Genomic DNA, 26,010 nt, shown 5'->3' with positions numbered 1-26,010 from the left:
ATTTTGCTGTGAGTTAATATGCTCAAAACAAAGTAACAAAATAAGATTGAGTATGATACAACTCCATGACTATTTACTCAACTAATTGCGGCGTAATAAAGATAACTAATTCTCTTTTTTGTTGTTTTTTTGCTTTGTTTTTAAAAGCATTACCGATAATGGGTACATTGCTAATGCCTGGAACGCTATTTTTACTAACATTATTAATTTGTTGGAAAATTCCACCTAATACAACAGTTTCGCCACTTTTAATTTTGACTTGTGTTCTAATTTCCTGTGTTTCAATAGCTAGCGCTTCGCCCCCATCACGTCGCTTTATTGAACGACCAGCCGTATTTTGTGTGATATATAAATCTAATATCATTTGATCGTTAGCAATAATTTTCGGGGTAACTTCTAAACCTAATACAGCTTGTTTAAATTCGATGGATGTTGATCCATTACCACCATTTGAAACTTCGTAAGGGATTTCTGTGCCTTGTTTTATCGAAGCCATATTTTGATTTGCCGTTAACAAATTCGGACTTGCTATAATTTCTAACTGGTTTTCTGATTCTAGTGCCGAAAGTTCAAGATTTAACAAACTACCGGAAAGTTTTGCTAAATTGAAGCCAACCGAAGATGCTGCATTGGTGACACCAAAGTCAACATCAAACTTACTCAATACTTGTGATGAGTGCCCCGTATATCCCCACTTTATACCTAACTCATCCATACTTTGCTTATTCATTGTGACAATATGAGCCGAAATATGTACTTGAGGAATTGGCTGATCCAAACTTTTAACTAATTTTTTAATGTTAGAAAATTGTTTAGACATATCGGTAATAATAATTGAGTTAGTTCTTTTATCGATAATCGCTTTACCTCGCTCAGATAATAATCCTTGTGATTGAATTGTTTCAACTAGATTACTAAGGTCAGCATGATTAACTGGAATAGTTAGTAAAGTTAGAGGCTCATTTAACTGCAGTTCTTTTTGTTCTAGTAATTTTTTTTGAAGCAACTCCTCTGGATCATCAGCTTTTGATATAAATAAGATATTATCGTCAATTTCAGCGCGTAAATTTGCAGAATTTAAAACAACTGTTAATGCTTTTTGCCATGTAACATTTTGTAGTTTAATGGTTTGTTTCGTTGACAAATCATCGACCATGACTAAGTTCATTTGTTTATTGTCAGCAAGTGCTTGCAAAATTATGGCAATGTCTGTTTGATAAAAATTTATAGAAACTAGATCGTCCGATTCAGCACTTGATAAAGTTTTAGGATTTGCCCAACATGACATAGAAAAAAGAATAGCTAAAATAATAATATTTAAATATTTTTTTGCTGATTTTTTTAATATTTGACTAATTTTAAACATTAATTATAACCTTAAACTTGAATAGTCACTTATTTTGTCAACGGCATTGTCCATAACACATTATGATTGCAATAGTTAGGTAAACTTGCTTGCCATAAAAGTTTATCGTCTAATACAGCACTTATAGTCCATGGAAACAAAATATGCGGTACGGTATTATCAGTAATTGCTACCCAATTATTTTCAGAAAAAAGCCATAATTGTTGGTAATGGTTCTCTCTGCGTTGGATATAACCTTTATATTGCCAAACTTGAATCTGTTTATTAAGAATATCTGTCTGCTCCTGACAACTAAAATTAATAGTTTGTAAAAAAGGATCCCTTGTTAAATGAATATCTGCATTAACATTAAAACAACAAATCATTAATAAAAAAGAACTGATAATAAGATAATGATTCATTTAATATCCCTTTTAATCAATATGCTAAATTTAATTAGTAAATAAGTATCTTGTTTATCAATAATAAAATTCTGAAAATCTAAATAATAAAAATTGTCATTTAATTCACTAATAAATTGCATAAAATTAATAAACTGCCCTTGTAGCTCAATATGCCAATAACTTGACGATTCATTTTTCTCATATTTAAAGGAAGTTAAGTGCAATTGATTACGTTTGATTGCTTTAGCAAACTCAAGTTCTGTTAGTAAAGTTAGCGAACTATTTTTAGCAGATTGATAACGTTCAATTTTTGATTGAAGTAATTTAATTGTCGTTTTCTTTTCTTCATATATTGTAATTTGCATCTCAGTTTGTTGTTTTAATTCTTGAATAAAAAACTGATAACAGATAAAAAACACAATTGAAGGTAACAAAAGGCTGATTAAATATTGTTGCCAAATAGGTCTATAAAAAAAATCATTATTCATTTAATTCAATATCCATTTGAAATAACAAACTGTCTCCAATATTTTCAATATTTTTCACCTGGCTACTATTTACCTCATGACTGGATAAAAGTTGCTGATTAAAATTAATAATATCTACATAATTAATACTTTGACCGGTAATTTTTATCTTTTGTGCTTCATATTCATACAATCTTAACCAAATTGTCTCCGGCAGAATTTCTGCAAACATTTGTAGCGATTGTTGAATCTGTTTTTGACTTGGTGAAGGATTAGGAATAAAACTTGCTAATTGAGCAGACAATTGCTGTTCTAGCGCTTGTTGTGTTGATAGCCGTTTCGAATATTGAGTAAATGTAGTTTGGCTATCAAGTAAAAGATAAAAGAAGAAACAACTCAATAAACCAATAAAGCTAACCATGAAAAGTAGTAATTGAAACTGATGCTGCCTTGCTTTTTGCTGGCGCCAGGGTAAAAAATTAAATCTTATATTTTCAAACTTACTATTAATAGAAAGCAAAGTTAAACCATGTTTTTTGGATAAATCTATCCAATAATTGGCTGTATCACTCTCACAAATAGCAATCATAATAGTTTTCGGATGGTCTACTAATGACACAAAGTCGAAAAACATATTGTTTGCCGGTAACTGAAATTGTTTACTGATTATTGATTTTACATATAAAGTTAATTCTGCTGAATTTAACTTCACCTCAGGATAAGCCGTTTTCTGAAACTGAACGTAACTTTGGCCTAAATTCAGTGCTATTGCGGTTAATTTGGGCTGCTGTTTTTTTAAATTTTGTATCAGTTGTTCAATATCAGTCGAATTTTGATAAGGAATATCAGCTAAATTTTTATTATTAGAATGTTGGTTAAGGGCTTTAATAGTTACCACTTGATAGCTTAATATTTCTGGTTCGATTGTAATAACAGCACATTTTTTATTAAAAAACATCATATGAATCTTAAATAATGTTGATTGGTGATATCAAAAATCATAATCATAATTAGCTGAAGATAAGCCAACAATATGCATATTTGCGAAGTATTATCCAAAAAATGTCTAAAATTAAACCGAACAGGGTTAATTTTAAGGAAATTTAAAAAAAAAGGTTGACTGAAATAAGACGTGCCTTATAATGCACATCCACACGGTAAGGGTGATTAGCTCAGTTGGGAGAGCACCTCCCTTACAAGGAGGGGGTCACTGGTTCGAACCCGGTATCACCCACCAATTCTTACCGTGATGTTTTAGAAATAAAACACTTGGGGTGATTAGCTCAGTTGGGAGAGCACCTCCCTTACAAGGAGGGGGTCACTGGTTCGAACCCGGTATCACCCACCACTTTTACTTTCTTAATGGGTTGTTAGCTCAGTCGGTAGAGCAGCGGACTTTTAATCCGTTTGTCGAGCGTTCGAATCGCTCACGACCCACCACTTTTTTTCTCTTTCACCTATTCCATTACAGATAAATTACTTAGCGATGAGAACGCTGCGTTCGACAAATTCGTCTGGAACGAATTTGAACAACACAAAGTGTTGGCCCTGAAAGGGTGAGGCACACGATGTGCCGAATAATCTAGCTCACGACCCAACATTTTACTAACCAAAAGAAAACTATTGATACTTTTGTAAACTTGCTTATAAAATAGCTAAATTACATAACGACAATAGATTTATCTATAACGAATAAATTCGCTACAGTCCTTTTACAGTAATAAAATTACTGGGTATATAATGAAAAAATTAATTCTAATCCTATTATTAGGTTTGTTCACTTATAGTTCGGCTTTTGCTGATGAACAACCTGAATTAAATTTTGAAAGTGAATATCAAAAAGCTACAGAACAAAATGATCCTGAGGCTCAATATCATGTTGGAATAATGTATTTTAATGGTTATACAGTTAAAAAACGGATATTTAAAGGTATTGAACAAGGGGCAATTAATGAGCCCGAACAAAAAACTGAACCGAATTATAGCAAGGCAAAAGAATGGTTTGAAAAAGCAGCTAAACAAGGACATATTGGCGCTCAACATAGTTTAGCTATGTTGTATTATAACGGACAAGGTACAAAGCAAAATTATCTAAAAGGTATTGAATGGGATACTAAAGCAGCGCAAAAAGGAGATCCTGTAGCACAATATACTTTAGCAACTATGTATTATAAAGGCACCGGTGTTAAACAGAATTATTTTAAAGCTAAACAATGGTTTGCTAAAGCTGCAGAACAAAACTATTTAGATTCTAAAGACCATTTGGCAGTAGTTTCCAAGAAAGTTCAGGCAATTATCAAGAAAAATAATCAAGCAAAAAAACAAAAAACTAGCAGTGTAGATTGTGGATGTAGTTAATGTTGAAAAAATTATCATATTTTTTAATTTATTGCTTATTTATAGTTAAAAACTCCACTGAAAATAATAATTGTGCTATTGCCTTAACTTAATTCAATAGCACAAAATAGACAACTTAAAGCGTTAAACCATAACCTAATGGATATAATGCTTGCATGTCGTTTGCTAAATCAGAAGATTGTTTTATAACACTATTCATTGAGTCTGGTAATGCAAATGGTAATTTAGCGCTGAATGGTTTACTATCCAATAAACGTTTAAATAACACATCATCATTTACACCAAAATTTGCAACCACTGCATTTGCTATTTGTTTTACTGGAGTTAAAACTGCAGGTCTATCTAAATAAACAGTGACTACAACGGGATGTTTTTTACTTGCGTCATTAATAAATTTTATATCTTTATCATCAGCAGTATATTCTAGTGAACCTTCATGATATCTTGCACCAAAGAAGTAATTTTTATGTTTTTGTTCATAAGGCGCATTAACTCTAGCAACAACCACATCAGCTTGATCTAATTTATCAACAATTTTAATTTTACCTTTTAAGGACTTTTTAGCATCCTCGGTAAAACCATATAAATAGACTTTACTACTGGATTTCAATGGCAGAATCTTATCTTTATTTTCTAATAACACCAATGAATCAAATTGCGCTTTATCTGCAACTTTTTGGAAATCTTGATTACCAACGAAACGGCTTGCTTCAGCAGGATCAACATAAGGATTTTCAAATTGTCCTAAAGCAAATTTTTGCGTCAAGATTGCTAAAACTGCACTATCAATAGTTTTTTCATCTAGTTTATTGTTTTTTACAGCTGACACAATAACAGAGCTATCACTCACTCCCCCAAATTGTTGAACACCGGCTTGAATAGCTTTAATAAAACGTTGTTCAACAGTGAGGTCTTCTACTCCCCATGGCATTCCTTCCGCTTTAGGGGCTATATCAGGTGGGTTACCGTTGATACAAACTTCATTACAATCTTTTGTAATATTCCAATCACTAATAATCACCCCTTTAAATTGATAAGTATCTCGTAATAGATCTTTCAATAAATAGCGATTAAAACCTCCGCCGACAGGTTCAATTTTATGATCATTTAATTGGGCATTTTTTAAAATAGAATAAGTCGGCATAATTGCAGCCACATTGACCTCAAATGCACCAGTGAATGGTATGATATGTTGTTCTAAACTGTTTTTATGAGTATAGAGTGCATATTTACCATAAGAGTTATGACTATCTAACCCCTCTTCTGCAGCACCATAACCAACCCAATGTTTAACGACGGCAGCCACACTTTGTGAATTTAAGCCAAGTTTGCCATTTTGCATACCTGAAATATAACCACGCACCATACTTTTACTTAGCATTGGATCTTCGCCAAATGTACCTTCAAAACGAGACCAACGTGGCTCAGTTCCTAAATCTGCCATAGGAGATAAAGCCTGAGTTACCCCTAGTGAACGATATTCTTGTCGAATAATATTTCCATACTCATTTATAATAGACTCGTTACCAATCGCAGCCATACCTAATGTTCCTGGCCATTGGCTAAATCCAGCGTTATTCGTTACTTTATTGCCATAATAGAAAGTGTTTCGCGGATCAACACTAATGGTCAGAGGAATAGCCAGACGAGAGGACTCAGCAATTTGTTGTAATTGATTATTTTGCTCAGCAAAATCTTTTGGATTCACTTCTAAACGAGTAATTAGACTATTTACCTTATCATCAAGCACTAACTGTTTAATTTCTTCTAAATTATACTTATCTCCATGACCAAGCTCATCGCCTAAACTTCTGGCATTACCATGCATCATCAGCCCTGCTTTTTCTTCTAATGACAATTTGCTAAGTAGATCTTTAGCACGAACTTCAGGCGACAAACGCCAATCTTCAAAAGGAGACAATTTGCCATCTTTATCAAAGTCTTTAAATTCTAGATTATCAATTACAATTTTCTTTAATTGATGACTTTTAATCTCAACCTGCTCAATAGCAACAGCTTGACCAACAGCCAAAGCCGCACTAACCAATAATGCGAATTTCACTAGTTTATTTGTCATAAGAACTCCTTGTCTATTTACTCAGTATCCAATTAATTTTGCATACCCGCTAAAACTGATATTCCCTAGTTGTTAATATATTTGGCTTTCTTAAAGCAAAAAAACCTAAACACCTTGTTGAGTAAGATGTTTAGGTTTTGCCCGAAAAGTTATGTAAACTAAACAGTAACAATCCAAATTTATAAATTAGCATAATATTAAAAACTTAATCTTGTCATAAACAAAAAATATTATAATTGTGATAAATATCACGTTATTATTAGATTAACTAAACATATTCCAGTTATACATTGATAATGATAAAAATTTTTAATGCCAATTAACTAAATAATGCTACATATATGAATATATTTAGTAACAATAGATTTTAAATTTCATAGACAATTAAGGTAAAATTATGACCCGATTAATAGTAATGATTAGCTTATTTTTATTTGCAATAAATACCAGCTTTGCAGTTGAAAATATTGAGGCTTTTTTTGATGAGCAATATAAAAAAGCAACGCAGCAAAATGATGCTGAAGCTCAATTCTATTTAGGCCGCATGTATCTAAAGGGTGAAGGAGTTAAACAAGATTTTACCAAGGCAAAGGAATGGTTTGAAAAAGCAACCGAACAACATCATATGAGTGCACAAGCAGTTTTGGGTTCAATGTACTTTTTTGGTAATGGAATTGATAAAAATAAACAAAAAGGTAAAGAACTGATTGAAGAATCAGCATTAAGTGGAGATCCCATCGGTCAATTTTACTTTGGTGTTCTATATGAAGAAGCCGAACCCCAAAAGACATACAAAGGAATTGAAAAAAATATAGATGATAGTGGATTTTATCAAGACTTTGTCAAAGCTAGAGAATGGTATGAAAAAGCCGCACAACAAGGAAATATGCAAGCAACTTATAATTTAGGCGTTCTTTATGCAAATGGTCGTGGTGTTGAAAAAGATGAATTTAAAGCAAGAAAATATTATGAAATAGCTGCAAAAGGTGGTGATCGTCATGCAAAGCATAATTTGGCTATAATGTACTACAATGGTTATGCTGGACTAACCAAAGATTTGGCTAAAGGTGTAAAATTGGATATCGAAGCTGCCAAACAAGGATCACCATTAGCACAATACAATTTAGGCTTATTTTTCTATGAAGGTACTTATTTTAAGCAAGACTATACCAAAGCCAGAAAATCATTTGAGTTTGCAGCCGCTCAAAATGAAGCAGGCTCCCAATACATGTTAGCAATTATCTATGAACAAGGGCTGGGAGTTGATAAAGATCCAGAACGAGCCAAACATTATTATTATCTAGCTTGCCAAAATGGCTATGAAGAAAGTTGTACTCATGCTAACGCTAATTAATTTTCAAGTTGAGTGTTGTGGGGAAATTAACAACATTCAACTGCCATAAATAACATAAAAAATAAGTCGGTAAGCAATATAGAACATTACGACGCCTACAATTGAGTCCAATATAACCCACATTCTTTTTTGTTTAAATAATGGTATAAGTAACCGAGCACCATAACCAATACCAAAAAACCAAATAAAAGAAACACAAACAGCACCAATTAAAAATGCCCATTTTTGCTCAGTCGATAAAGTGCCAGCTATACCACCAACAATTACAATTGTATCTAAATAAACATGGGGATTAAGTAAAGTAACAGCAAAAGTAGACAATATAACCTTAGTTAACGCATTCTTTTGTTGCTGAGTAGAATCAATTTGCATAGTGCTGTTACCTTGTATGGCACTCTTGCAGGCATTAAATCCATACCAAATCAAAAATAAAGCGCCAAAAATGGCAAGCACGTCGGTAATGATAGGATTACTACTAATAAATACTCCGACTCCCCAAATACCGATAGCCATCAAGGTAAAATCACAGATAAAACAAATACCAGCGACAAAAAAGATATGATTTTTTAATAACCCCTGCTTAAGTACAAACAAATTTTGTGCTCCAATGGCTATAATTAAACTTGCCGAGATCATCGAGCCACGTAATATTTCTGTCAGCATTGAACCTAAATTACTAAATAAAAGGAAGTATTATACAAAAATGTTATGAGTATAACTATTAAAACAACAATGATTATGAATCTTTCATAAAAAATTTTGCATCTAAAATGATTAAACAAAATCTTGATTATTTATTTGCTTCTAACCAACCGATTTGGCCTTTATTTTTATTTAAAATAAGAATAATCATTCCTATAATTAACCAAATACCACCGATGATTTTTGCATAATTATCAATATGTAACAATACAGGTAACAATACTGCAATGCCAATAATAGGGATTAAAATATCAAATAAATTAGCTCGCCAACCATTCGAACGTTTTTTAAATTTAAAATAACCTATTACTGATACATGTAACATAATAAATACTCATAAAGCACCAACATCGACAAATGAAACTAGCATTGGTAATCCCTTAGCATGATTGGCAGCAATAAATACCAACAATAGATTAAAGAATGCAGAAAATAACTAAATCTCGAAACCGCATATTTTTACTTAATTGTTGCATAATCACTCTCGTTGTTTTCTTCCTTATAAAGGATGAAATCTTAAAGGATTAATGCAGTTCAGACTAATATCAGCTAGTTTTTTATAACTATTAGTTATAAAAAAGTTATTAAACATGATCCCTTATTTCATAAGTGTGGGACATTTTGGCTGTCTTACCTAACATAATTGAAGCACTACAATATTTTTCAGATGCAAGTTTAATCGCCTTTTCAACAGCCTCGTTATCGATATTATTACCAGTAATTACAATATGAAAATTAATTGAGGTATACACTTTTGGCGAAGAGGTGGCTTGAGTTTTATCAATGTCGATCCAAAGATCTCGAACATCCTTTTTATTATTTTTCAAAATAGCAATAATGTCGTAAGCCATACAACCTGCAGCACCATGTAACAAAAGCTCCATAGGTCTAGCACCTCGGTTTCGACCGCCATGTTCAAGACCGCCATCCATTACCAAGGAATGCCCACTTGCAGTTTCAGCTAAAAAACCAAACTCATCAATCCATTTCAAACGATCTTTCATTATTTTCCCCTTTCATCAAAAATTAACTAAACATATTTATTCATATTAATTGCTAAATAACATAAGTCTTTTTAAACGATATGTCATCTTTTGAATTATTTTTTCTGATATAAGTCATCAATAATTAACTATCTACTGGTATTTTTAGCTAGCCTCAGTACAATATTGCCATAGTACAGAACCAATACTATTTTAAATAGACTTGCCAAAAAAGTCATTATAACTAATAAATAATCAAATAATTAGTTTTATGAATTCACAACTTAAGGATAGAGTATGATTATTGAATTTATTATCTTGCTTTGTATAGGCGCATTGGCTGGATTACTGGCAGGTATGTTTGGTATTGGTGGTGGAGCGTTAATTGTACCAGCATTACTTATGCTACTCGATTATTTTGGTCATGGCGGGCAATGGATAAACCATATCGCTGTGGCTTCATCTCTAGCAACGATCATTGGTACTAGTTTATCATCAAGTTGGGTTCAGAATAAAAATAATAATATTGTCTGGTCGATCTTAAAAAAGATGGTGTTAGGTTGCATTATTGGCACTATTGGTGGCTCCTACATGACACCTTATATTCCCGGTATTTGGCTTAAATGGATTTTTATTATCTTCCTCATTTACACAGGGAGTAAATTTATTCTAAAAACTGGAAAAGTTGCGAAAAAACAAGATAACCAAGCGACATCATTACCTAACATAATCTATATATTCATCGGCGGATTAATTGGTGTATTCGCCGCATTAGTTGGTGTAGGTGGTGGTGTGTTAGTGGTACCTTTTTTAAAGAAATGCGGCGTGGATATGCGAAAAGCGATCGGTACTTCTGCGGCATTTACCTTACCTGTCGCCTTAGGTGGAACTATTGGTTATATCATTGCTGGATGGAATATCCAAGAACTGCCAGAATACAGTTTAGGGTTCGTCTATTTACCCGCAGTATTATCAATTATGTTAGCTAGCATACCCATGGCAAAAGTCGGAGTTCAAATTGCTCAAAAATTATCTATAAATAAACTAATTAGATATTTTGGTATCTTCTTATTATTAATTTCAGTCAAACTTATCGTTTCTTGATTTATACTTAAAATCCCTGTTCTCAAAAATATTAATCGCTCTTATTTGGAGCGATTAATATGACTTCTCTATTTATTCTAAACAAGAATAATTTTACCTGACTCTATTTTAGTTATTCAATCTCGATTCGAGAAACAACAACTAAGATGAAGTACACAGAGCATAAAAACTGTAGGGTTCGTAAAAGTTAATGGCTGGATTGTACATATAAACATCACCGCCATAAGGGTAAACGATAAACTGCTCACTTCCTGATTGATCTCTAGTCCAATACAAATAATAGTGACCTGTACCCGCACCAATGTAGTTGGTTAGGTATCCCCATTCAGTAAAAAATCCAGCATTTATTCGACGCTGGTAGTGATTACCAGTAGATGATGGTATGGCTCCGATAGCACCCTGACAGTTATCAGCACTCCATGGTCCTGAACAAACCGCATTAGTTAAGTCCTTAACTTGAGGTACACTGTAACCAATACTCCTACACCATGATAATGCTAAACTATAATTAGAACTTTTATTACCTCGATTGATGAACCATTTCTTTAATTGAAAACCATATTTAATAATTGCATTATCTAAACTATCTCTACCAACCAACTCGAATGTCTGAGGTAAAGAAGGTCTATATATAATACCAGGAGAATCTGATTGCCATTGAGCTTCGTTAGCAACAGGACCGGTAAGTGTAACGCGAACAGTGGTACCGGAAGAGTTCGGCGTCATGGTAGCAGTTATTCCATCATGAGTAACCGGATCCCATCTCAATGGCCCTACACCACCAATATCTAAATCAAAATATAGATTATTAGCACCAGTTGTTGGGAAATTCAAACCATAAGATGAAGGATCCCTAGACTGCACAATAAAACCTCTACTTGGATCCCACATTGAAGCCGGACCACGAAAGTCTATACCACTAATCTCAGTATTTGAACCATATTTTAATATTGGCCTAGCAAAACAGGTCTTTGGACGATCTTTAGGATTAATATAATAAGTCGCACTACTACCACTAAAATCACTACTTTTAGGTACACCATACTGGGTAGATAATGTACCGCCATCACTGCTCAATACAACTTTATAAGGTGCATTGCAGATATCTAATACGGTATTACGTGATACTTTTTGATTATTTTTATCGGCAATGGTAAGCGTTAAATTACCAGTAACTGCAATACCATTACCACCTTGACCATCGCCATCATCATCCCGCCAATAATTATAGGGCGCTCCAATAAGCGTATTTAATGCAATTGAATTCGCATTGGTTGGTACTAACATATTAACATTAATTAATGTCTCATTTATATCCGGCAATATAATCGGATTGGTCGACGAATTATTATTTGGCGAATAAGTTCTACCATCAGATAAACTGATACCAAGTAAATTATTCATATCAGTAACGCGAGTTTGACCACCATCAAAGGTTAAATAAGGTGCATTACCATGAATAAAATTTGTTGTACTAGCAGTCAAAGCATAGCTACTAAATGGAAGCGATAAAAAAAGTAATACTGAAGTTAAATAGAGCGGACTCGATAAAAATGAACTTAAAAATAAAGTTGGTTTTACAGGTTTGGTGTTTGGTGTTTGGTGTTAAAATTATAACGCATCGCGACAATCCTGTCAAGTAACATAATGTTTAATTTAGATTTTTCCTACTTAAATGACTAAATTATAGTCTATCGAATCACTTTTTATGTGATTTAAAGAAGTATAATTATTAGGAAAAACTACGCAACAATTTTTTTGCTTAAAAATTGTTAACTTTTGTAAAGATACGCAGCTAGTGTACAAATGAAATTACTATTGGTACATGATATTTCGGTGTTTCTAGATTTTAAAAATCTTAATATCTAAAAACACCTTTCCTCAAAATTTAATCACCCTAAATAGAAATATACCTGTTCTAGAACGCTGAGGATCTTTACCATTAAGGATAGGTGCACACGCCATCATGACCATAATCCAAACTAAAACGATTGATATAACCACTACTAGAAGATACAACAAATTTATCATTACCGATAGAATCACCCGTCCAATAGGCGTGGCCAACGCTTGAATTAGAATTATTCTGCTTACCTTTAGCATTATTGTCGTGATAGTCAGAGTCAAAATTAGCTCCCGTATAGTTATTCATGTAGCCCCACTCCGAAAACAATCCCCCACCAATTCTTCTTTGATAATTATTGTTAGGTGATGATGGTTTAACACCCGCAGCACCTTGGCAATGAGAACCAGAACCTTTGCCATTACAAGATGCGTTAGTTAAATCCTGAACTTTTACGAGACGATAACCGATACTATTGCACCATGACAATGTATTTGAATAGTTATGATAAACAGTTCCACGATTAACGAACCATTTTTTTAATTGAAAACCATACTTAACCACTACATTACCTTTACTATCTTTACCAGCTAATTCAAATGTCTGTGGTAATGTTGGTTTAGTAATACGACCTGGTGAATCTGAGTTCCATTGAGATTCATTCGCGAAAGGACCGGTCAATTTAACATGAATACTGGTACCTGATGAATTAGGTGTTATGGTAACAGTAATACCTCCTCGAGAAATAGGACTCGCCCATGATAAAGAGTTTTTACCTGCTAAATCTAAATAAAAATATAGATTGTTAGCACCAGTTGTTGGAAAATTCAAACCGTAAGATGAAGGATTCATAGACTGGACAATAAAACCTTTATTCGGATTCCACATTGAAGCCGGACCACCAAAATCTATACCACTAATCACCTTATCCGAGCCAAATTTCAATTCAGGACGAACAAAGCATAATTTTGGCGGCGCTTTAGGATTAATATAATAAGTCGCACGACTACCACTAAAATCACTACTTTTAGGTAAACCATACCGGGTAGATAATGTACCGCCATCACTGCTCAATACAACTTTATAGGGTGCATTACAAAGATCTAATGCGGTATTACGTGATACTTTTTGATTATTTTTATCGGTAATAGTAAGCTTTAAATTACCAGTAACTGCAATACCATTACTACCTTGACCATCGCCATCATCATCCCGCCAATAATTATAGGGCGCTCCAATAAGCGTATTTAATGCAATTGAATTCGCATTGGTTGGTACTAACATATTAACATTAATTAATGTCTCATTTATACCCGGCAATACAATCGGATTGGTCGCCGAATTATTATTTGGCGAATAAGTTCTACCATCAGATAAACTGATACCAAGTAAATTATTCATATCAGTAACGCGAGTTTGACCACCATCAAAGGTTAAATAAGGTGCATTACCATGAATAAAATTTGTTGTACTAGCAGTCAAAGCATAGCTACTAAATGGAAGCGATAAAAAAAATAGTACTGAAACTAAATAAAGCGGACTCGATAAGAATAAAGTTGGTTTTACAGGTTTGGTGTTTGGTGTTTGGTGTTAAAATTATAACGCATCGCGACAATCCTGTCAAGTAACTTTATGTTTAATTTAAACTTTTCCTGTTTAAACGACTAAATAATAGCCTATCCAATCACTTTTTATGTGATTTGAAGAAGTATAATTATTAGGAAAAACTACGCAACAATTTTTTGTCTAAAAATTGTTAAGTTTTGTAAAAACAACTATTTTGATGCAGAATAAATTGATATTGATTCTCAGTAATTAGGATAATCTTAAGCTATTTTATCTTTTTAAGATTGATTATTAAAGACAGTTTAATTTTACCAGGATTATTTAACGTTCATTAAATTTTATTAATATAGTTATACTGAAAATTAACCACTATTTGATTAACCAGTTTTTATTAGATATTAACAAACTAGCCTTTGATATTTTCTATCCTTAATGTCCTTGATTGTCAGGGCAATTTAATAGCATAAGCCTTGAAAAAATTATTTTTAACAGTAAAAGAAAATATTGCGAGAACTGATTGTATTTTTACCAACAACTTGAATAGTTATTTGCTTTGATTTAACTAATTTTAAAGTTGTAAAAACCCCTCTCCTCAAATTTTGAACAGAGTTTACTGGAATTAATAAAAAAGGTCGCATTTTGCGGCCTTTAATTTTGTGATTTAACGTTATTTTATCTGGCTTGTTTAACCGCCAATCCTAATTGCCATACCGCCATAGCATAATGTGTACTATGATTATAACGAGTAATTACATAAAAATTAGGTAAACCATACCAAAATTGATAACTATCGCCCATATCTAAACGTAACAAACTAACTTCTTTATGACCTTCTAATGAACTTTTTGGCTTTAATCCTGATTGAGCTAAATGCTCAATTGAATATTTGGTACTAAAACCTGTATCAAGAGAAAGCGCTTGTCCATCAGCAATGACCGCCACTTTTTTATTGCGTTGCCAACCATGTGATTTGAAATAATTAGCCACACTACCAATCGCATCAACAGGATCCCATAAATCAATATGACCATCATGATTAAAGTCAACAGCATGATTTCTAAATGCTGATGGCATAAACTGGCCATATCCCATAGCGCCGGCAAATGAACCACTTAAATCAAAGGGGTCTACTCCTTCATCACGACACATAATTAAAAAGTCTTCCAACTCTTTAGCAAAATATTGTGATCGTCTTGGGTAGTGGAATGCTAATGTAGATAATGCGTCAATTATTTTGGTTTTGCCCATTACTCGGCCCCAACCTGTCTCAACACCAATAATACCAACAATGATTTCAGGTGGCACACCATATTCTTTATATGCTCGTTGTAAATCTTTGTCATATTTATTCCAAAAATCGACACCTTTAGGCAAATTATTTGGCGTAATGAATTTATTTTTATACCGAATCCATGCGCCATTAGGTACATTTGAAGAGCCTGATTTAGGTGCTTGCTTATCCATTAGACCAATTACCCAATCAAGTTTGTTTGTCTGCTCTAAAACTGTACGAAGCTGTTGACGATTAAAACCATGTTTTTTTACCATCATGGTAATGAACTTTTCTTTATCAACAGATAAAGGTGCACTAATAGGTTTCGGCTGTTCATGCTGTTTCTCTAAATAAACACCACCTTTTACATCTGAATGCCCTCGATGTTTCTGCATAGGTGTTTTAGAAGAACCGCCACTAGAACAAGCAGCAAGCCATAAAATCATCATGAGACAAATAACGATACGTTGCATAAATCATCCATATTTAATTAATTAAAATAACGGCGACATATTAAATTATTTATTGTTATTTAACAATATTTTGACATTCTTTCCCTTCTGAAATTTGAGCAATATTATTTAATGTTGTATCGGAAATATTTAACAATGCTTCTTGGGTTAAAAATGCTTGATGACCAGTAAACAGCACGTTATGGCATGATGATAAGCGACGGAATACATCATCTAAAATAACATCGTTAGATTTATCTTCGAAAAAAAGATCTCGCTCGTTTTCATACACATCCATGCCTAACGCACCAATTTTAGTTTGTTTTAAAGCTTCAATGGCTGCGGTTGCATCCAATAAACCACCACGACTAGTATTAATAATCATCACACCATTTTTCATTTTATTAAATGACTCTTTATTGAGTAGATGATAATTTTCTGGTGACATCGGACAGTGTAAAGTAATCACATCGGATTTAGTATAGAGTTCATCTAACTGAACATATTGCGCACCTAATTCAACGACAATATCATTAGGATAAGGATCATAAGCTAAAATATTCATGCCAAATCCTTTTAAAATACGAATAACAGCTTGACCAATTTTACCTGTACCAATAACCCCAGCCGTACGATTATGCATATTAAAACCTGTCAATCCTTCTAAAGAAAAATTAGCATCACGTGTACGTTGATAAGCTTTATGTGTTCTACGATTTAATGTCATCATTAATGCAACAGCATGTTCGGCCACTGCCTCTGGCGAATAAGCAGGAACACGAACTACAGTAATGCCTAATTTCTTAGCTTCAGCCAGATCGACATTATCAAAACCAGCACAGCGTAAGGCTAATATTTTAATCCCATAATGAGCTAATTTTTGTAATACTCGTTTATCCACTTCATCATTTACAAACACACATACAGCATCATATCCTTCAGCAGTAACCACTGTTTTATGACTTAATTTATGCTCATAATATTCAATTTCAAATCCAAAATGCTTATTTGTGATTTCTAGATGTTCTTTGTCGTAATGTTTACTGCTAAAAACAGCAACTTTCACAGTTTTCTTCATAATGGCTACTCCCTTTAAGATAAATTGATGTATTGTTTTGATTTTAAATGATGATTGAAACACATTGTCACATGCTAATTTTGACAACATTGAATGCTGAGTTTTGATTTATTTTGATTTAATTGGCTATTTTAGCCTTGAAAACTGGGCATCAACAAATCTACATATATAGTAAAACGTTTTATGATGGCTTTAGCAATTACTTTTTTTTTTATTATGCTATGATAGCACTTCCCTAAAAACTCACCAATAATGTTATGTAATGAATAACCCGCAAAATTCTATTTTCAAAACTATTTTTAATACAAAAATGCTAATCTGCATTTTCACAGGTTTTGCGTCAGGATTGCCTTTTTATTTATTAATACAACTATTACCTGCATGGCTAGCTAGCGAAGATATCAACATAAAAACTATTGGGATTTTATCTTTAACCCAGATGCCATATATTTTCAAATTTCTCTGGGCACCATTTATGGATAATATTTCTCTATTAAAACTTGGGCGACGTCGAGGTTGGATGTTTATATCACAACTAGTTTTACTCTTTTCGATTGCAATTTTAGGTATTTTGTCACCTACGTTAAATATTTGGTTAATAGCTAATATCTGTTTTATTATCGCACTCTTTTCAGCAACCCAAGATATTGCTTTAGACGCTTTTCGGCGTGAATTGTTACTCGATAATGAACTTGGATTAGGTAATAGTATTCATACTAATGCTTATCGTATTGCCGGATTAGTACCTGGTTCACTATCATTGATACTATCAAGTTATTTACCGTGGAACAATGTTTTTCTCATTACCGCATTATTTATGTTACCAGCAATTATTATGACATTACTGGTTAAAGAACCAATCAATCAAACTCCCAAGACTCATAGTTTGGATGAAATTATTATTAAACCTTTTAGTGAATTTATTACACGCCAAGGTGTTAAAAGTGCCGTATTGATTTTAGCTTTTATCTTTTTATATAAATTAGGGGATAGCATGGCAACGTCCTTAGCTACCCCATTTTATCTAAAAATGGGCTTCAGCCGTTTTGATGTGGGTTGGATTGCTAAAAATGCATCATTATGGCCAAGTGTATTGGGAGCTCTATTTGGCGGTATATTAATGATAAAAATAGGAATTAATCGCGCTTTATGGTGTTTTGGCTTTGTCCAAGTTATCTCTATTCTAGGTTTTGCTTGGTTATCAATTGAAGGACCTTTTGATGAGATTAATACTCATCAAAAAATTTTATTAGCATTAGTAATAGGATTTGAAGCATTAGGTGTTGGCCTTGGTTCAGCTGCTTTTGTTGCCTTTATTGCTAAGACCACTAATCCATTATATACCGCAACACAGTTTGCGTTATTTACCAGTATTGCCTCTATTCCTCGAACACTTATTAATTCGACAACAGGAATTATGGTTGATTATTTAGGCTGGACAAGCTTTTTCGGTTTATGTACGATGTTAGCGATACCTGGTATGGTGTTATTATTAAAAGTAGCACCATGGAATTTAAAATCTTAGGAGACTTTATGGACAAACTATCTCTAGCATTCGAGTTTAGACATGCTTGTAAACTGTTTGATGAATCAAAAAAAATTAATCATACAGATCTTGAAGCAATTTTAGAGGCTGGTCGTTTATCTCCTTCCTCATTTGGGATGGAGCCTTGGCATTTTGTAGTTGTCGATAATGCAGATATTAAAACTGAATTACGTGCTGCTTGTTATAACCAAGAGCAAGTTACTAGTTGCTCACACTATGTGATTATACTTTACCGTAAAGCCAATAACTTTACTTCACAAAGTCATTATTTACGTCAAGCGGTAGCAAGAACGTTACCTAATCAAAATGATCAAACCGCCATTGATATTGCTTGCCAAGATTTTATTAATTTTACTAAATTTGGCTTAGCAAATGGTTTAACGGTAAATCATTGGTCAGAAATGCAAGATTACTTAGCGGCAGCAAATATGATGACAGCAGCGGCTTATCATGGTATTGATTCTTGTGCTATTGGTGGATTTGAACATGATAAAGTCATCCAGATTTTAGAAAAACATATTCCACAGTTTAGTGGTGAAACTTTTGGAGTTGGACTCTGTTTAGCATTTGGTTATCGAGTTAATGAACAGCAACCGCATATTCGTTGGTCACTTCAAGATGTGACGACTTATTTATCATAATTAATAACAAAATCTCTTCTGTCGCCAATTGGCGGCATGAAGATCAAAGCCTAAAAACTCATCATCTACGTTTACAGTATTTCAACATCAGTTGATAACGACTGCAAAATAAATTCAATACCAGATAAAATATTACCAATTTGCAGATCACTAATATTTTTTGCGTGGAATTTGGAGTTTTTACCCATTTTATTTCAGCTAATAGAGCGTTCACTGTTTATTGTGAGGATGTGATCATAGTATTTGCTTTTAAATAAAACTGATTTAATCTCATTATTTAATAAAAATAATTTTTAAGATCTAATTGAAAACTTAAAAAATTAATATAAACAACACAAAACGTATAAAGAAAAACCTAATTAAAAAAATAAAAATATAAAGAAATAAAAAATTCAATAGCGATTCAAATTATCAATGCTACCTATCGCTATGATAACCAATTTTTTTGCACGATAATGCTTGATAATGTTAGACTTATCAACTATAAATTGCGCTAACCATATTTAAATTAGCCAGAATATCAGAATAAAGAAGGATATTACATGAACACCAAACATGCCCGCTTATTGATACTAGGGTCAGGACCTGCTGGCTATACAGCTGCTGTTTATGCTGCACGAGCAAACTTATCACCAGTATTAATTACTGGTACACAACAAGGTGGACAACTGACTACAACCACCGAAATCGAAAACTGGCCTGCTGGCGATCCAGAACTTACCGGACCAGAATTAATGATAAAAATGCAGCAACAAGCAGAACGATTTAATACAGAAATCATTTTAGATCATATTGATCGTGTTGACTTTAGCCAAAAACCATTCAAACTTTTTGGTAGTGATACCGAATATAGTTGTGATGCATTAATCATAGCTACAGGCGCATCAGCACAATATCTTGGTTTACCATCGGAAGAAGCGTTTAAAAGTAAAGGTGTATCAGCCTGTGCTACTTGTGACGGTTTTTTCTATCGTAACCAAAAAGTTGCTGTTGTCGGTGGTGGTAATACTGCTGTTGAAGAAACCCTCTATTTAGCCAATATCGCTAGCGAAGTTCATTTGATCCATCGTCGTGATAGTTTTAGGGCTGAAAAAATATTAATGGACCGTTTAGCTGAAAAAGTGCAAGAAGGTAAAGTTATATTGCATACTCATCAAATTATTGATGAAATTCTAGGTGATAATATGGGCGTGACAGGTGTTAGAATTCGTAGTAGCCAAGATCCCAATATTTGCGAAGAAATTAATGTAATGGGCGTTTTTATTGCTATAGGCCACAAACCTAATACTGCTATTTTTGACGGCCAACTTGAACTAAATAATGGCTATATAAAAGTGCAATCAGGCACTCAAGGTAATGCAACTCAAACTAGCATTGAGGGTATTTTTGCTGCCGGTGATGTTATGGATCATATTTATCGACAAGCAATTACATCGGCTGGAACGGGATGTATGGCAGCGTTAGATGCTGAACATTATTTAGATAATTTAAAATAGAATCAGCTAAATAATATGTCTTTAGATAAACAACGCCAAACTTATTTACTTAACTGGTTAAAACAACACACCAAAATACACAAGTCAGATTTACGGGCTTCGGTTTTGACTGGATTTATGTTAAGTATTTTAATGATTGCTCAAGCAGCTTTTTTGGCGATTATTTTACAAAGATTAATTATTGAACAACAGTCTTTTTTGACGGTCATTCCTTACTTTTTATCTTTAATTATCATTTTACTGGCTCGAGGATCGTTAATTTATTTTCGTGAAAAGATTAACTTTGCTTTAGGGCAAAAGATCCGTAAGCAAATTAGACAAAAATTAATCGATCAGTTTGAATTGTTTGGTCCAGCTTATTTAAATCAAAGCACTACCGGAGCATGGAGTACGTTAGTTATTGAACAAGTCGATAATTTACATGACTTTTTTGCTCGTTATTTACCGCAAATGCGTTTAGCCAGCATGGTACCAATATTAATTTGTATTGCTATCTTCCCTTTCAACTGGGCTGCGGCCATTATTTTGCTTTGCACAGCCCCCCTGATCCCTATTTTTATGATTTTAGTGGGAATGGGAGCAGCTGACATTAATCGACGCCATTTTAAAGCGTTAGCTTATTTAAGTGGCCATTTTTTAGATCGATTAAAAGGACTTAACACCATTCGTTTATTCAATCAAGGTGAACAACAAACGGAAGAAATCGCTCAAGCATCTGAAGATTTCCGAGTTAAAACCATGCAAGTGTTAAAAATGGCCTTTTTATCCTCTGCTGTGTTAGAGTTTTTTACCTCAATTTCAATTGCTATAGTGGCAGTCTATTTTGGTTTTTCATATTTAGGCGAATTTGATTTTGGTGCCTATAATGGAACTGTTACTTTATTTGCTGGTTTTTTTGCATTAATTTTAGCACCTGAGTATTTTCAACCCTTACGAGATCTCGGAGTCTATTATCATGCTAAAGCCGAAGCTATTGCTGCTGCTGATAATATCGAAACTTTTTTAAATAAAAATTTACCGCAACAAGTTGATAACGCTCAGCCAAAAAATAACTTGAACCAATTGCAAGCAAACAATTATCTAGATATTGGAGTTTTAAAAACAATTGAAGCCAAAGATCTGATCGTACTATCCAATGAAGCTCTGCCAATTGTTGGGCCACTTAGCTTTTCATTACATGCGCCCTTTAAACTAGCCTTAATTGGCACTAGTGGTGAAGGAAAAAGCTCGCTCATGCAAGTATTACTTGGATTTTTGCCTTATCAAGGTTCACTTAAAATTAATGGTATTGAATTTAATCATTTAGATTTAAAGAGTTGGCAACAACAAATCAGTTGGATTGGCCAAAATCCTTATCTCATTAACGGTTCGATTCGTGAAAATATTCTACTTGGTAAACCCACAGCAACCACTAATGAGCTTGATGAAGTGATAGCCAAAGCACAATTATCTGATGTTATCGCTAAACTGCCTGAGGGAGTGGAGACACAGGTCGGCGAAGATGCGGTACGATTATCAGTAGGACAAGCCCAACGTGTAGCGCTCGCCAGAGCAATGCTAAAACCTTGCCAATTACTAATCCTAGATGAACCAACCGCAAGTTTAGATAAACAGACAGTAGAATTGTTAGCACCATATGATATTGCCACTAACAGTATTACCATAACTCATCAACATGATGATATGCATGATTTTGAGCTAGTTTGGAAACTGTCAAAAGGACAAATTAACGCCATTAAGGAGAGTTCATGCTAACGCTATTACGCCCTTATATTGCACTTTATAAGCACTACTTTTGGCAAATAGTTATTGGACTTGGTTTATCTATTCTTACGCTATTTGCCAGTATCTTTTTGCTCTCATTATCGGGATGGTTTTTAGCCTCTACAGCCGTTGTTAGTGTTGCCGGTTTATATACCTTTAATTACATGTTACCTGCAGCTGGTGTACGAGCAGCAGCAATTACCCGAACAGCATCACGCTATGTTGAGCGTTTAGTTGATCATAACACTACCTTTAAAATTTTAGCTTACTTAAGAACGTTAGCATTTAGAAAGATTTTACCACTCAGTGCTAACCAATTAGCTCAATATCAAAAAGCTGATTTACTTAACCGTTTTATTGTCGATATTGATGCACTTGATCATCTCTACTTAAAACTATTTTCACCAATTGTTACAGCATTAGTCATAATTTTGTTGCTGTTTGTCGGGCTAAGTTATATCAATTTACCCATTGCCTTAATCATTACTATCGTGTTAACAATTACCTTACTTGCTATACCTGTCATTTTTTATCATGCAGGCAAACAGTTAGGAGAAACATTAGCTAAACAACAAAGTGAATATCGGGCGTCATTAATTAATTATTTACAAGGTCAAGCTGAACTAACGTTATTTAATGCGCAACATCGTTACCGCACAAAACTAGATAAACTTGAATCAGACTGGCTTTTTCATCAACAACGTCAATCAACATTAATGGCATTATCAAGTGCACTCGTCGTGTTGATTGCTGGTTTTTTAACTTTATTGGTGCTGTGGTTGATTACTCAATACACATTATCACCTTTAGTTGCCTTATTTGTTTTTGTTTGCTTGGCTAGTAGTGAAATTTTAGCGCCCATTCCAGGAGCATTTATCTTTTTAGGGCAGGTATTAACATCCGCAACACGCACAACAGTCTTATTTAACCAAACACCTGATATCAAATTTATTGAACAAGGCAAAACTATTGATTTATCTATTGCTAAACTACAATTCGATGACATTAGTTTTAGTTATCCTCATCAACCTTTTGCTATTTTAAGTCACTTTTCATTAACCATTAATTCCGGTCAACATGTTGGTTTAATAGGTAAAACTGGCTGTGGCAAATCAACACTGCTTAATTTAGTTACACGCACATGGGAAGCAAATTCCGGCAAAATTTTGATCAATGATATTCCGGTTGATCAACTCGATGAGGCTACACTTAGGCAAATCATTGCGGTTGTACCTCAGGTTATTACTATTTTTAGTGATACACTTAAACAAAATTTGCTAATTGGTAATCAACAGGCATCTGACCAACAGTTGATCGATGTATTACATCAAGTTGAACTATCAAAATTATTAGCGAACGATCAAGGTTTAAATTTACCATTAGGACAAGGTGGGCGCGCTCTATCAGGCGGGGAAATTCGCCGTATCGGCATTGCTCGAGCATTACTACATAACTCACCACTAATCCTAATGGACGAACCAACTGAAAGCCTCGACCAACAAACCGAACAGCAGATCATCAAGCTGATTAAACAAACCTGTAAAAATAAAACATTACTAATGGTCACCCATAGATTAACCGATAGTCCATTGTTTGATCGAGTAGTTGAGTTGTAAGTATTAATATTTCATCCATTTATCAACCCTTTTGAATTCAAAAATTCAGCTCCGTAAATTTTTGAGGTTAAAAAGTGCGCTCTTCAAAGATATACTTGCTATGCAGGCAATCTACATTCGATGCCTGATTTGTTAAAGGTTAAACGCAACTTATTGTATTTATATGTTTATTGATAGGTACAATTTGTTGCGTTGTATTTGCCAGATTATCAATCGTTAACTTTATAGAATTAATCTCCACGGCATATCGCTCTTTTGTTAAAAATAGCCATATTAATAATATTAGAATTTCCTTGTTTTTTGCCGCCCGTATTGAATACAACCTGACCATTTTGTCTCAAACCAAGCGGATAAAAACGTGCAGGACCAAGGCCGGTATTAAAAGTCGATTTAGTTGCGGTCCATATCTCGTTTGCAAAAAGAGAGTTATAATTACCCAATACCCCCCATTCGCCCATAAAACTGCCTACTCCTCGTATAAAATTTGGATTCCAATCACTATTTCCTTTATATTCTTCTAGTGTATATAGCAATCCCCTACGAAAATTATCATCTAAAGCTTCATCTCTTGTTGTTTTATATCTTAAGAGCGATGAGTGGTCATCGTTACGACAATAATCTAATGTTTTATAAGTTGTTTTGGGAATATGCTCCCAATGTCCATGTTCTGCACCTCCATGCCAAATATTTCGATCTCCGGGATCGCTAATATCGTCTGATAACTGGTTAGTAAATTCAAGAAGGTTTTGATTTATTTTCGCTGGCCATTTACTCGGTACCGGTATGGTAAAACTATCCATCCAAATCCAATCTCGACCGTTAAAGTACTCCATGGTTATTACCGGCGTACCATTTTCAATAAATTGCCATTTTTTTTCTGCCGCATAATTAACCGTGCAGTTTGCGCCATAACCATTAATAGTGGATAACCATATTTTGCCACCCCCATTATGTGAATAACAGCGATAACGACTTTGGTCTGCACCTGCACCTATTAACGTAAATGCCGCATTTTGAAAACCCGTGGTCGGAAAGCCACTCCAACGAGAAAAGCCCCAAAAGTTATGAAATACATTTCCGTCATAACCACCATAATTACCCATATCATTTGGTCTTAAATAGCAGATACTGGAATTATGGGGAATGACAGTATATTCCACCCAACTATTACCATAATAACGATTATTCGGTACACCATAAGGGGTATTTGCTTGGATATCCCAAACCTCTACTCTTAATTTATACGGCCCACCACAGCCCCATAATTCATTACCTAACCTATCATTCGGAATTTGTGCGCCATTTTCATACCATGTCGCTTTTAGATAACCTGACACATACCCCCCCGCCTCATCACCATCTGCATCACCTATAGTAAGATAAGGGATATGATGAGCATTACCATCACTAATGACACTATGGGACATGACTTGATTAAAATGCATACCTGGCGGTGCTTTTATGGTAATCCCCGCATCCCAGGCGCTTATCCAATTATAACCACCTTGACCATTAGGAAAATTCAAACCTATTATTTGCCGTAAATCAGTTAAAGGGTTAAAACCATCACCTAATATAATATAGGGAGAATTCCCGGTAATAACTTTGACAGTACTGGCTCTTAGAGATGTTAATGCAGAACTACTTGATGAAAAGAATAAAACTAAAGTAACGGCGAAAACACTAAAAAGTGGCGAGAATAAAAATAACCTCAAAAATCGAGGAAAAAATAAATTATTAGAAAAGACTAAACGTTGATTGCAATAACAAGATGAATTTAAAGTATAAGTTGGGCAGGTTTGGTGTTTGGTGTTTGGTGTTTAACATTATAGTTCATAACAACAGCCTTGTCAAGTAATTCCATGTTTTATTTCGCTTTTTTAAGTTAATTTGACTAAATAACAGCCTATTATTGCACTAAAAATCACCTAAAAGTATAGT

General features: G+C 33.8%; 22 protein-coding genes and 3 tRNA genes. 12 read left to right on the top strand and 13 right to left on the bottom strand.

What is annotated here, in order from left to right:
• Window positions 1–73 precede the first annotated feature (73 nt).
• Genes H3T83_RS02115 through H3T83_RS02100 form a run of 4 tightly spaced genes read right to left on the bottom strand, consistent with a single transcriptional unit; the run spans window position 74 to window position 3,174 of the window.
• Entirely contained in the window at window positions 74–1,366 is a 1,293-nt protein-coding gene (locus tag H3T83_RS02115) for a secretin N-terminal domain-containing protein (RefSeq protein WP_198214943.1), read from the bottom strand.
• 29 nt (window positions 1,367–1,395) lie between these two features.
• Entirely contained in the window at window positions 1,396–1,767 is a 372-nt protein-coding gene (locus H3T83_RS02110) for a hypothetical protein (RefSeq protein WP_065651281.1), read from the bottom strand.
• Window positions 1,764–2,237, bottom strand: coding sequence for a hypothetical protein (locus tag H3T83_RS02105; RefSeq protein WP_065651282.1), 474 nt, complete (start codon window positions 2,235–2,237; stop codon window positions 1,764–1,766). Before H3T83_RS02105 ends, H3T83_RS02110 begins: the two co-directional genes overlap by 4 nt.
• Window positions 2,230–3,174: a PilN domain-containing protein gene (locus H3T83_RS02100; protein WP_198214942.1), complete on the bottom strand. Its 945-nt coding sequence runs from the start codon at window positions 3,172–3,174 to the stop codon at window positions 2,230–2,232. The genes H3T83_RS02105 and H3T83_RS02100 overlap by 8 nt, the downstream gene beginning before the upstream one ends.
• Window positions 3,175–3,377: 203 nt before the next feature.
• On the opposite strand from H3T83_RS02100, the gene H3T83_RS02095 reads away from it, so the two are divergent.
• The 4 genes from H3T83_RS02095 to H3T83_RS02080 all read left to right on the top strand — a co-directional run bounded on the left by H3T83_RS02095 (window position 3,378) and on the right by H3T83_RS02080 (window position 4,574).
• Window positions 3,378–3,453: transfer RNA gene (locus H3T83_RS02095), tRNA-Val, on the top strand.
• Window positions 3,454–3,488: 35 nt separating this feature from the next.
• Window positions 3,489–3,564: transfer RNA gene (locus H3T83_RS02090), tRNA-Val, on the top strand.
• A gap of 16 nt (window positions 3,565–3,580) precedes the next feature.
• A tRNA-Lys gene (locus H3T83_RS02085) sits at window positions 3,581–3,656 on the top strand.
• 300 nt (window positions 3,657–3,956) lie between these two features.
• Entirely contained in the window at window positions 3,957–4,574 is a 618-nt protein-coding gene (locus H3T83_RS02080; RefSeq protein ID WP_198214941.1) for a tetratricopeptide repeat protein, read from the top strand.
• Window positions 4,575–4,689: 115 nt separating this feature from the next.
• Here H3T83_RS02080 and H3T83_RS02075 read toward each other — a convergent pair whose 3' ends face one another.
• Window positions 4,690–6,651 (bottom strand): glycoside hydrolase family 3 protein, encoded by a 1,962-nt coding sequence (locus H3T83_RS02075; protein WP_198214940.1) that lies wholly within the window; start codon window positions 6,649–6,651, stop codon window positions 4,690–4,692.
• Window positions 6,652–7,048: 397 nt separating this feature from the next.
• Here H3T83_RS02075 and H3T83_RS02070 point away from each other — a divergent pair, with 397 nt between their 5' ends.
• A complete protein-coding gene (locus tag H3T83_RS02070; RefSeq protein WP_198214939.1) occupies window positions 7,049–8,005 on the top strand; it encodes an SEL1-like repeat protein in 957 nt (318 codons plus the stop codon).
• 36 nt (window positions 8,006–8,041) lie between these two features.
• Here the strand turns inward: H3T83_RS02070 and H3T83_RS02065 are convergent, their stop codons facing one another.
• From H3T83_RS02065 to H3T83_RS02055, 3 genes are all read right to left on the bottom strand, one after another.
• Entirely contained in the window at window positions 8,042–8,668 is a 627-nt protein-coding gene (locus tag H3T83_RS02065) for a LysE/ArgO family amino acid transporter (protein ID WP_198214938.1), read from the bottom strand.
• 127 nt (window positions 8,669–8,795) lie between these two features.
• Window positions 8,796–9,032, bottom strand: a complete 237-nt coding sequence (locus tag H3T83_RS02060) for a hypothetical protein (protein ID WP_198214937.1) — start codon at window positions 9,030–9,032, stop codon at window positions 8,796–8,798.
• Between the two features lie 259 nt (window positions 9,033–9,291).
• A complete protein-coding gene (locus H3T83_RS02055; RefSeq protein ID WP_198214936.1) occupies window positions 9,292–9,711 on the bottom strand; it encodes an OsmC family protein in 420 nt (139 codons plus the stop codon).
• A 276-nt stretch (window positions 9,712–9,987) separates the two neighbouring features.
• Here H3T83_RS02055 and H3T83_RS02050 point away from each other — a divergent pair, with 276 nt between their 5' ends.
• Window positions 9,988–10,794 carry a sulfite exporter TauE/SafE family protein gene (locus H3T83_RS02050; protein WP_198214935.1) on the top strand — a complete coding sequence of 269 codons (807 nt, stop codon included), beginning with the start codon at window positions 9,988–9,990 and terminating at the stop codon, window positions 10,792–10,794.
• A 141-nt stretch (window positions 10,795–10,935) separates the two neighbouring features.
• Here H3T83_RS02050 and H3T83_RS02045 read toward each other — a convergent pair whose 3' ends face one another.
• The 4 genes from H3T83_RS02045 to H3T83_RS02030 form a co-directional block, all read right to left on the bottom strand.
• Window positions 10,936–12,279: a hypothetical protein gene (locus H3T83_RS02045; protein WP_198214934.1), complete on the bottom strand. Its 1,344-nt coding sequence runs from the start codon at window positions 12,277–12,279 to the stop codon at window positions 10,936–10,938.
• 457 nt (window positions 12,280–12,736) lie between these two features.
• Window positions 12,737–14,119, bottom strand: a complete 1,383-nt coding sequence (locus H3T83_RS02040) for a hypothetical protein (protein WP_198214933.1) — start codon at window positions 14,117–14,119, stop codon at window positions 12,737–12,739.
• Window positions 14,120–14,875: 756 nt separating this feature from the next.
• Complete coding sequence (gene mltB / locus H3T83_RS02035; protein ID WP_065613446.1) at window positions 14,876–15,949, bottom strand: lytic murein transglycosylase B; 1,074 nt, start codon at window positions 15,947–15,949, stop codon at window positions 14,876–14,878.
• Between the two features lie 55 nt (window positions 15,950–16,004).
• The gene (locus tag H3T83_RS02030) at window positions 16,005–16,994 is read right to left on the bottom strand and encodes a 2-hydroxyacid dehydrogenase (RefSeq protein WP_198214994.1); all 990 of its coding nucleotides are present in this window, start codon (window positions 16,992–16,994) and stop codon (window positions 16,005–16,007) included.
• A gap of 322 nt (window positions 16,995–17,316) precedes the next feature.
• Here H3T83_RS02030 and H3T83_RS02025 point away from each other — a divergent pair, with 322 nt between their 5' ends.
• The 5 genes from H3T83_RS02025 to cydC all read left to right on the top strand — a co-directional run bounded on the left by H3T83_RS02025 (window position 17,317) and on the right by cydC (window position 24,069).
• Entirely contained in the window at window positions 17,317–18,531 is a 1,215-nt protein-coding gene (locus tag H3T83_RS02025; RefSeq protein WP_198214932.1) for an AmpG family muropeptide MFS transporter, read from the top strand.
• Between the two features lie 8 nt (window positions 18,532–18,539).
• The gene (locus H3T83_RS02020; protein ID WP_034902787.1) at window positions 18,540–19,193 is read left to right on the top strand and encodes an NAD(P)H-dependent oxidoreductase; all 654 of its coding nucleotides are present in this window, start codon (window positions 18,540–18,542) and stop codon (window positions 19,191–19,193) included.
• 542 nt (window positions 19,194–19,735) lie between these two features.
• Window positions 19,736–20,689: a thioredoxin-disulfide reductase gene (gene trxB / locus H3T83_RS02015; RefSeq protein ID WP_065651774.1), complete on the top strand. Its 954-nt coding sequence runs from the start codon at window positions 19,736–19,738 to the stop codon at window positions 20,687–20,689.
• Window positions 20,690–20,704: 15 nt separating this feature from the next.
• Window positions 20,705–22,444, top strand: a complete 1,740-nt coding sequence (gene cydD, locus H3T83_RS02010; RefSeq protein ID WP_198214931.1) for a cysteine/glutathione ABC transporter permease/ATP-binding protein CydD — start codon at window positions 20,705–20,707, stop codon at window positions 22,442–22,444.
• On the top strand, window positions 22,438–24,069 hold the full coding sequence (gene cydC / locus H3T83_RS02005) for a cysteine/glutathione ABC transporter ATP-binding protein/permease CydC (RefSeq protein ID WP_198214930.1): 1,632 nt from the start codon (window positions 22,438–22,440) through the stop codon (window positions 24,067–24,069). The genes cydD and cydC overlap by 7 nt, the downstream gene beginning before the upstream one ends.
• Window positions 24,070–24,299: 230 nt before the next feature.
• Here cydC and H3T83_RS02000 read toward each other — a convergent pair whose 3' ends face one another.
• Entirely contained in the window at window positions 24,300–25,595 is a 1,296-nt protein-coding gene (locus H3T83_RS02000; RefSeq protein WP_198214929.1) for a hypothetical protein, read from the bottom strand.
• A 79-nt stretch (window positions 25,596–25,674) separates the two neighbouring features.
• Between H3T83_RS02000 and H3T83_RS01995 the strand changes: the two genes are divergently transcribed.
• Window positions 25,675–25,827, top strand: a complete 153-nt coding sequence (locus H3T83_RS01995) for a hypothetical protein (RefSeq protein ID WP_198214928.1) — start codon at window positions 25,675–25,677, stop codon at window positions 25,825–25,827.
• Window positions 25,828–26,010: the final 183 nt, after the last annotated feature.

The organism is Gilliamella sp. M0320 (genome assembly GCF_016101635.1).
GTDB classification, from domain to species: domain Bacteria; phylum Pseudomonadota; class Gammaproteobacteria; order Enterobacterales; family Orbaceae; genus Gilliamella; species Gilliamella apis.
The sequence above is the reverse complement of the archived record's forward strand: the minus strand, read 5'-3'. Positions and strand labels throughout refer to the sequence as shown.

What these genes read in the sequence shown, in the direction of transcription:
- H3T83_RS02020 (WP_034902787.1), top strand. Translation starts at nt 18,540, where the DNA reads ATGGACAAACTATCTCTAGCATTCGAGTTTAGACATGCTTGTAAACTG.
- H3T83_RS02100 (WP_198214942.1), bottom strand. Translation starts at nt 3,174, where the DNA reads ATGTTTTTTAATAAAAAATGTGCTGTTATTACAATCGAACCAGAAATA.
- mltB (WP_065613446.1), bottom strand. Translation starts at nt 15,949, where the DNA reads ATGCAACGTATCGTTATTTGTCTCATGATGATTTTATGGCTTGCTGCT.
- H3T83_RS02055 (WP_198214936.1), bottom strand. Translation starts at nt 9,711, where the DNA reads ATGAAAGATCGTTTGAAATGGATTGATGAGTTTGGTTTTTTAGCTGAA.
- cydD (WP_198214931.1), top strand. Translation starts at nt 20,705, where the DNA reads ATGTCTTTAGATAAACAACGCCAAACTTATTTACTTAACTGGTTAAAA.
- H3T83_RS02110 (WP_065651281.1), bottom strand. Translation starts at nt 1,767, where the DNA reads ATGAATCATTATCTTATTATCAGTTCTTTTTTATTAATGATTTGTTGT.
- H3T83_RS02105 (WP_065651282.1), bottom strand. Translation starts at nt 2,237, where the DNA reads ATGAATAATGATTTTTTTTATAGACCTATTTGGCAACAATATTTAATC.
- H3T83_RS02060 (WP_198214937.1), bottom strand. Translation starts at nt 9,032, where the DNA reads ATGTTACATGTATCAGTAATAGGTTATTTTAAATTTAAAAAACGTTCG.
- H3T83_RS02025 (WP_198214932.1), top strand. Translation starts at nt 17,317, where the DNA reads ATGCTAATCTGCATTTTCACAGGTTTTGCGTCAGGATTGCCTTTTTAT.
- cydC (WP_198214930.1), top strand. Translation starts at nt 22,438, where the DNA reads ATGCTAACGCTATTACGCCCTTATATTGCACTTTATAAGCACTACTTT.
- H3T83_RS02080 (WP_198214941.1), top strand. Translation starts at nt 3,957, where the DNA reads ATGAAAAAATTAATTCTAATCCTATTATTAGGTTTGTTCACTTATAGT.
- H3T83_RS02115 (WP_198214943.1), bottom strand. Translation starts at nt 1,366, where the DNA reads ATGTTTAAAATTAGTCAAATATTAAAAAAATCAGCAAAAAAATATTTA.
- H3T83_RS02075 (WP_198214940.1), bottom strand. Translation starts at nt 6,651, where the DNA reads ATGACAAATAAACTAGTGAAATTCGCATTATTGGTTAGTGCGGCTTTG.
- H3T83_RS02050 (WP_198214935.1), top strand. Translation starts at nt 9,988, where the DNA reads ATGATTATTGAATTTATTATCTTGCTTTGTATAGGCGCATTGGCTGGA.
- trxB (WP_065651774.1), top strand. Translation starts at nt 19,736, where the DNA reads ATGAACACCAAACATGCCCGCTTATTGATACTAGGGTCAGGACCTGCT.
- H3T83_RS02065 (WP_198214938.1), bottom strand. Translation starts at nt 8,668, where the DNA reads ATGCTGACAGAAATATTACGTGGCTCGATGATCTCGGCAAGTTTAATT.
- H3T83_RS02070 (WP_198214939.1), top strand. Translation starts at nt 7,049, where the DNA reads ATGACCCGATTAATAGTAATGATTAGCTTATTTTTATTTGCAATAAAT.